10 protein-coding genes are annotated in these 6721 nt (G+C 59.0%); 7 read left to right on the top strand and 3 right to left on the bottom strand.

Going from position 1 to position 6721, the window contains the following annotated elements:
* Positions 1-117 precede the first annotated feature (117 nt).
* Complete coding sequence (locus JCM12296_RS51065) at positions 118-414, bottom strand: hypothetical protein (protein WP_157068071.1); 297 nt, start codon at positions 412-414, stop codon at positions 118-120.
* Between JCM12296_RS51065 and JCM12296_RS51060 the strand changes: the two genes are divergently transcribed.
* From JCM12296_RS51060 to JCM12296_RS42840, 3 genes are all read left to right on the top strand, one after another.
* Entirely contained in the window at positions 382-840 is a 459-nt protein-coding gene (locus JCM12296_RS51060; protein ID WP_083456703.1) for an SPASM domain-containing protein, read from the top strand. The genes JCM12296_RS51065 and JCM12296_RS51060 overlap by 33 nt on opposite strands.
* Before the next feature lie 64 nt (positions 841-904).
* Positions 905-2089: a nucleoside hydrolase gene (locus tag JCM12296_RS31445; RefSeq protein WP_218188381.1), complete on the top strand. Its 1185-nt coding sequence runs from the start codon at positions 905-907 to the stop codon at positions 2087-2089.
* On the top strand, positions 2038-2373 hold the full coding sequence (locus JCM12296_RS42840; protein ID WP_218188380.1) for a hypothetical protein: 336 nt from the start codon (positions 2038-2040) through the stop codon (positions 2371-2373). The genes JCM12296_RS31445 and JCM12296_RS42840 overlap by 52 nt, the downstream gene beginning before the upstream one ends.
* Before the next feature lie 280 nt (positions 2374-2653).
* On the opposite strand, the gene JCM12296_RS41025 is transcribed toward JCM12296_RS42840, so the two are convergent.
* Positions 2654-3952 carry an FIST signal transduction protein gene (locus JCM12296_RS41025; protein WP_054701393.1) on the bottom strand — a complete coding sequence of 433 codons (1299 nt, stop codon included), beginning with the start codon at positions 3950-3952 and terminating at the stop codon, positions 2654-2656.
* 342 nt (positions 3953-4294) lie between these two features.
* On the opposite strand from JCM12296_RS41025, the gene JCM12296_RS31435 reads away from it, so the two are divergent.
* The 3 genes from JCM12296_RS31435 to JCM12296_RS31425 are packed head-to-tail and all read left to right on the top strand — an operon-like array spanning position 4295 to position 5713.
* A complete protein-coding gene (locus JCM12296_RS31435) occupies positions 4295-4675 on the top strand; it encodes a DUF2889 domain-containing protein (protein WP_054701390.1) in 381 nt (126 codons plus the stop codon).
* The gene (locus JCM12296_RS31430; protein WP_157068070.1) at positions 4636-4863 is read left to right on the top strand and encodes a hypothetical protein; all 228 of its coding nucleotides are present in this window, start codon (positions 4636-4638) and stop codon (positions 4861-4863) included. The genes JCM12296_RS31435 and JCM12296_RS31430 overlap by 40 nt, the downstream gene beginning before the upstream one ends.
* A gap of 58 nt (positions 4864-4921) precedes the next feature.
* A complete protein-coding gene (locus JCM12296_RS31425) occupies positions 4922-5713 on the top strand; it encodes an MBL fold metallo-hydrolase (protein ID WP_246805185.1) in 792 nt (263 codons plus the stop codon).
* Positions 5714-5818: 105 nt separating this feature from the next.
* Here JCM12296_RS31425 and JCM12296_RS31420 read toward each other — a convergent pair whose 3' ends face one another.
* Positions 5819-6262, bottom strand: coding sequence for a LutC/YkgG family protein (locus JCM12296_RS31420; protein ID WP_054701385.1), 444 nt, complete (start codon positions 6260-6262; stop codon positions 5819-5821).
* A 209-nt stretch (positions 6263-6471) separates the two neighbouring features.
* Between JCM12296_RS31420 and JCM12296_RS39245 the strand changes: the two genes are divergently transcribed.
* Positions 6472-6645, top strand: a complete 174-nt coding sequence (locus tag JCM12296_RS39245) for a hypothetical protein (protein ID WP_157068069.1) — start codon at positions 6472-6474, stop codon at positions 6643-6645.
* Positions 6646-6721 lie beyond the last annotated feature (76 nt).

Here is a 6721-nt window from a genome sequence, read left to right as displayed (position 1 = left end):
CCGCTGCCGCAGCCTGGGTATTCAGACCAACGCCACCTGCCTGACGCCGGAGCTGCTGGCGCTGTTCAAGGCGCATGACGTCCAGGTCGGCGTCAGCCTGGATGGCCCGCCGGCGGTTCACCAGCAGCAACGCGGCATGGCCGGTGAGACGTTGCGCGGATTGCAGATGCTGGATGCCGCGGGCATCGCCTTTCGGGTGACCACCGTGGTTACCCAGGTCAATGTGGGCGTGCTGGACCGGCTGGTGCTGACCTGGCGGGATACCGGGGCGCACGGGGAATCGGTCTCGATCTTCTGGTCGCCAAGGGACGTGCCGATCAAAAGACCGGTGCCGGTGCAACGCCTGCCGATGCACGCGCCCTTGACCAGGGGCTGCGGCGGATGCTGGCCGTTCTGGCCGATGTCAACCGACACCGGCAAGTCCCCATCCGTTTGCGGGAGCAGGACCTTTTCCGGATGCCGCGCAAACGGCCGGTTTTTTGCCATGCCTGTCTTGGTGAAAGCCTGGCGGTGGATCCCAGAGGCGCGGTTTTCCCTTGCGGGCAGACCCTGGGCGATCCGTATTTTGCCGCCGGCACGGTCTGGCGGCCCCAGTTTGACCGCCTTGCCGCATTGCGGGTATTTCGGCCCGACGCGGCCCTGTGTGCCGACTGCGCGCTCAAGCCGGTTTGCCCCGGAGATTGCCCCAGCCGGCTGCACTACAATCGCCATGCCCACCAGATGCTGGTCTGTCAGCTCTATCGAACCCTCTATGCGCATGCCGCCGAACATGTATCCTCAACGCTAAAGATATCGCCCGACGCAACCGATACAGGGTCGACAGCAGATTCTCAGCATTAACACAAGTTCTCATGGTCTGCAGACTATTTGAACCATTCATGCGACCCAACACGGAGGAGAATACGTGGGACAGATTGTTGCGCAGAAACGCGTCTGGGTGGATACGGATATGGCCATCGGTCAAAAAACCGGGTGTTTCAGTTATTGTGATGTGGATGATGCCTATGCCCTGGCGGTGCTGCTTCGCTCGGTGGAGATTACCGTTGTCGGGGTGAGTTCCACCCTGGGCAATACGGACGATATCGAACGTTCCACCCGCACGGCCCGGAATTTTATCGCCAGCTACGGCCCCAACAGCGTGTCGGTCTACCAGGGCGCGGGGGAAAAGCTTCCCAAGGACCTGTCGCGGGTGACGACCAATGCGGCGGTGGAGCAGATGGCGGCGGCCCTCAAGGAAGACCGGCTGACCATCATGGCCATTGGCGCGGCCACGAACATCGCCATCCTGCTGCTGAAATACCCGGCGCTGGAGAGCCGCATCGACGAAATCGTTCTGGTGGCCGGACGGCGCAGCATGGACCAGCGTTTTATTTCCGGTCACTGGCAGCCCAAACCGTTTCGTGACCTGAATTTCGAGTTCGACACCCCCGCGTTTGAAGTTCTTCTCCAGCGAGACGTCCCCTTGACGTTGGTGCCCTTCGAGGTTTGCCATCAAGTCTGGATTCGCCCCCAGGATCTGATCGCGCTTGGCGAATCCGGCAGGCTCGGTAAATTTCTGGCGGAACATGCCCTGGGCTGGCTGGGGGAGTGGGAGACCGTCTTCGGCGCCAATGGATTCAACCCCTTCGATATGGTCGCCGCCGGTTATCTCATCCAACCCGAGTACTTTAAGTGGCACCAGTGGAATGCCTGCATCCAGGAAGGGCCGGATGACACCGATGCCGAAAAAACGAAGCCGTATCTCATCTGCAGCCCGGACATCAAGAACGGCAGTCGGGTCAACTACTGCGTGTTCGTGGATGAACTCTGCCGGGAGCTGATGCTGGAGCGGCTGCGCATGCATGACATGTCGGCCTTTATCCTTGGATTATCCCACGTCAATGTGGTGGTCCCGTCCGTGGCGGAGGCGACTGAATATTACGCACGCGTGCTCGGGTTTGAGCAGGCCTTTGATTCGGATGGCAATAAAATGGACTATGCCGGCGTCGAGATGAAGCCTTTGCCCTGGATGCCGGCATCCTGGATGCCAAGGTCGACGTGGACGTGCGTTTTCTCAAACATCCCCAGGCCAACATCTACCTGGAACTGATGGCCTATCACGTCCCCAAGGGAAACCCGGCGATTCCTCTCCAACCGAAAACCTTCGACATGGGCGGCCCCCGGCATATCGCCATGGAGGTGTCCAACTGCAACGAGGTGTTCGACTACCTTCGCCGGCAGGAAGGCGTCACCATGATCAACCGCAGTGAGAACTATCATCCGGTCGAACTGGAAGGCTTCCCGATCACCTTTTTCTACTGGATCGATAAGTACGGCATCCAGTGGGAAATGGAAGAAGGCCGGCGGGTTGGCATTTCCCGGGGCATCGCCTGACGATGCCATCGGTTGCCCGGACGCCCGCGGTCTCAAACGTCCGGTGACAACCTCGTTTCAACGCCGGTAGCGGGGCCTGGACGAACTTTTCAAACAGCCGCTTAGACCGGTTTCTCCGGTTTCGATTTCTCCTTGAAGAAGGACGGGTAAAGGAGTCTGGCGCAATCCGGACAGATGCCGTGGCTGAATTGGGCATCGGTATGGGCCTGGATGTAGGCTTCGATCTGATTCCAGTAGCCTTTGTCATCGCGGATTTTCTTGCAGTTGGCGCAGATGGGAATCAGCCGCGCAGGGTTTTGATCTCGGCCAGGGCGGATTGCAGCTCTTCGATCAACTGCTCCCGTTCCCTGGCCGAGGTCTCCACCAGCCGGTGAAGGGCCTTTAGGTCCTGGATCTGTTTACTCTCCTGGGGCGAGTCGTCAAGGGGCGCCTGGCAGTCCCGTTCGTCATGTTTTCCCGCAGTGTCCTTCTCGGACAAGGCCAGGACCGTCATGGTCTGGCTAAGGAAGAGGTTGCCCTGATCGTGGCTGTAATATTCGCCGTAGCTGAAGAACCCGGCCGTGGGCGCCAGACAGCCCAAGGGGGCCAACTCCAGCTCGATATCTTTGCCCAGCACCCACTTGCGCGAGAGACACGAGTAAACGAAGATGACTTCATAGGGACGCGCGGCAAACGTACCCTGGGTATGGCGAGCGGATTCGGCGACCAATTCGGAGTGGCAAAAGGCGAAACGCACCTTCTCACCGGTGTAGAAAGGCGCCATGAAAGCCAGCGACCCATCGGGTAGAACCCGGTTGGCGTGACGGGCCAGGTGAAGCCCATGGCGTTCGACCATGAGCGGGAATTCGGCGGCTGAATGGGGCAGGCGATCGCCGACCTGCTCCCCCAGATAGTGGGTGTAGATCGTCTTGGCCGGCTTATCGTCGATGGTGTGGATAATCGTCCCCTCGGCGTGGGTGACGACCATCTCCTTGCCCAACGGGACCCAGCTGAGGTTGTAGTGATTGTTGACGATCAATCGGGTTCCGCTGAGGGATGCCGCCGCCGCCCCGCTGTCGGTGAAACCGTCCTGGGTGAAGACGAAGGTCCTTTTGGCCAGCCCGTTGTCACCGGCCTGGGCGCCGGCGATCAGCACCCGGGGAAAGGTGTCATGAAACGCGGTTAATAGCGGTTCGCCATTGACCGCTCCGTCATCCTTGATGCCGCATCCGAAGATAATGGCCACCTGGGTGTCCGCATGCACGATTTCGCCGGCCAGTTGCCGGCCGGTCCGATAGAGGTCGGCATCGCCGGTAACCAACCCCGAGCAGACCCATGTTTCCTCAAAATGGGTGAAATTGATCACCGTTGCCCGCTCGAACGCGCCGCCGTTCATGATTTCACCCGCCGTGGTCGTGCCCAGAATGGCCGCCTCGGGAAAAGCCGTTTTCAATTCACCGATCAGCTCCGTGATGTAACGCGCCTCGGGCGTGCCGCAAAAGACACTGATCAGAAGCTGTCGCGGCCGGATGGGGGAAAGTTTCTCGCGGGCGTCGGCAAGATCCGATGGTGTGTGGTATTGAATGTTGAAACTATGCATGCGCTATTGCTCCGATCCGGAATCAGGCGTGAACCTATGGCAAGTCCGAAGGCGTGAAACCGACCTTGCGGTGTAACTAATTGTAAATTAGAGCAATCTGACTATCTCACAGGATGAGGGCGGTGTCAATACAGATGCCGTCGGTGAGCCGGCGGACGCTGTTCCCCTCGGCCACCCAAGGCCAATTGCGATTGATCGATCCCCAATGATAGGCTATAGCTCACTTTTCGGTTCGGTCAAACGGCCGGGCAACGGCACCGTGATGCCCAGCGGCAACGCCCTTGTGACCCCTTCCGCTTTTATGAATCGCATCTTATGTGCAACAGCGCGTGGAGACCATCAATGATCGTATTGGATAAATCCCGGCAAAAGGCGATCCACAACCGTACCATCGATACCTTCATCTATGAGGGAAGCACCGGCGATACGATTGTCGCCGAAGGCATGTTCAAGGATCGGCGTTTTCTTGATTCCTACGACCCCTCGGGGGAGGTCCGTCCGCCATACACGGTCCACCATATGGCCATCCGCATGGAAATCAAGGTGCCGGAAATGACGATTGAAGCCATCGAGGTGGAGATGCCCACGGTTCCCCGTGAGGAGTGCCTTGAAGTCCAGGCGTGCCTGGCCCCTGTCAAGGGCATGCGCATTGCCGGTGGTTTTATCGCTCAGGTCAGGCGCTGGTGCCGCGCAAGGCAGCCTGCACCCACCTGCACGAGTTGATGGCGGCCATGGCGCCGGCCGCCTTTCAGGGGGCTTGGAGTTATCGGATCAGCCGGCCCATCGACCCGATAACCTTTAAAGGCATGCGCCAGGGCCTGAAGAACAGCTGCTATGCCTGGCGTGAAGGCGGGCCCTTGGCGGCGGAATTGCTCGATTCCGACGCCGAGGATGATCGGCCGGCCGAATGAGCCGGCCGATGCCTGTACGATCCGCCGTCATCGTTTTCGGCACAGAAGAGAAAAACAAATGGACAATTGGTTTTCAATTGATCAAATTGACAAGGACACTTTTATAATCAGCGAATACCGCCATTGGGAAGAAACACATTGTTATCTGTTGAATGGCCTTGAACATAGCTTGCTGATTGATACGGGTCTTGGAATCTGTAATATCTATAATAAAGTCATAGGGCTAACAGATAAGCCGGTTATTGCCGTAGCCACGCACATTCACTGGGATCATATTGGCGGCCATAGATTTTTTCCAAACTTTTACGCCCATAAGGCCGAATTGAATTGGCTCGCCGGAGAATTCCCTCTGACGATTGAGCAGATTAAAGGCATGGTCGTTGACCGTTGTGAACTACCGGAAGGTTATGATGTAGATAAATATGAATTCTTTCAAGGTCGGCCAACAAGAGTGCTAAAGGATAATGATATGATCAATCTTGGCGGCCGCTTTGTTCAAGTCGTGCATACGCCCGGCCATTCGCCAGGGCATATGTGTTTTTGGGAAAGGGAACGCGGTTATCTTTTTACCGGCGATTTGGTTTATAAAGACACGCTATTTGCCTACTTTCCGTCCACCGATCCAAAGGCGTACCTCAACTCTCTGGAGCGGGTGTCGGCACTGCCGGTGAAGCAGGTGTTCCCTGCACACCACGCTTTGAATATTCAGCCTGAGATTCTTGGCCGAATGCGTGCCGCTTTTCGGCAGTTGCAGGATGAGGGCAAATTGCATCATGCAGCGGCACCTTTGACTACGGCGACTGGGCCGTATGGTTATAAACGGTCGTCCCGCCCATTACCGGTCTTCTGATGGCCAGACAGGTCGCTACACGCTACGCCTTTGCCCCCGATACCCTTTATCCGTCGGCCGAATGCGCCGGACGATGAATCCGCGATCCGCCCATCGCCGGACCCTTTAGCGGCCGGTGATCACCACCACGTGCACGGCCCGCGGCCCATGGGCGCCGTGGACCATCACCAGTTCGATGTCGGCGGTCTTGCTGGGCCCCGAGATCATCACCATGTGATGGGTGAGCCCCGCCTTCCACTGTGTATTGTCCCACCGGAGCAGCGCATACAGCTCCTTCAGATCGGCCAGCAGTTGATCCAGCCGCACCACGGCCACGTGGATGGACGGCACCAGGGAGACCGCGCGGGCCTGGTCCGGGCGGCTCTTCATCACCAGGGTCGCCGTGTCGGCCAGGCAAAAATCGGCCGTGGTGATGCCGATATACGCATCGATGACCTGCCCGCGGATGGCCGCCCGCTGGTCGTCGACCGGGGTGGCCGTATCGAGGCGGGTGGTGTGGACCGGAACCTCCTGAGTGGCCAGGCGTGTTTCCAGGTCCAACTCGTCCAACAGGATCCGGCCAGCGAACCACCGATTTTTGGTCGCCCCATTCGGGCGTCGTGGTGGCCACGAGCTCGACGATGGCATCGGCCGCCGCTGCCTTGTTAGTCACCGGAATGATGTTGAGGTGGAGCGGCTTGGCCTGCTCGCAAAAGCGGTCCAATAGAAGCTGCCGGTCGTCATGGGACCGCTGATGGATGGTGTCCAGGATCGTCCGGGTGTCCGTGTCCAGGCGGCGGTCGAACAGCTTTGACCGGCGGTCGGCGATGGTATCGGTGGTCTGCCCCAACGCCCTGCGGATGGTGGCGAGAAAAGGCTCCTGGTGGGATGCGGACAGGCTCATGCGCGCCTCCTTCGGGTCGCGAATCGTTGGCGGAACGGTGTCTTGTTGATCGGCCGGAGATCGCGCGTGCGCGTCCAACCGCCTACGGGACCGGGCAAGCGGCGGATCAGGCCGTTGTGACGCGG

Source organism: Desulfosarcina cetonica JCM 12296 (genome assembly GCF_001311845.1).
GTDB lineage: Bacteria > Desulfobacterota > Desulfobacteria > Desulfobacterales > Desulfosarcinaceae > Desulfosarcina > Desulfosarcina cetonica.
Note: the sequence above shows the minus strand (reverse complement) of the source record. Positions and strands in the feature narration are given on the sequence as shown.

Coding starts and splice junctions, on each gene's coding strand:
- JCM12296_RS31425 (WP_246805185.1), top strand. CDS start 4,922: ATGGACAATTGGTTTTCAATTGATCAAATTGACAAGGACACTTTTATA.
- JCM12296_RS41025 (WP_054701393.1), bottom strand. CDS start 3,952: ATGCATAGTTTCAACATTCAATACCACACACCATCGGATCTTGCCGAC.
- JCM12296_RS51060 (WP_083456703.1), top strand. CDS start 382: ATGCTGGCCGTTCTGGCCGATGTCAACCGACACCGGCAAGTCCCCATC.
- JCM12296_RS31435 (WP_054701390.1), top strand. CDS start 4,295: ATGATCGTATTGGATAAATCCCGGCAAAAGGCGATCCACAACCGTACC.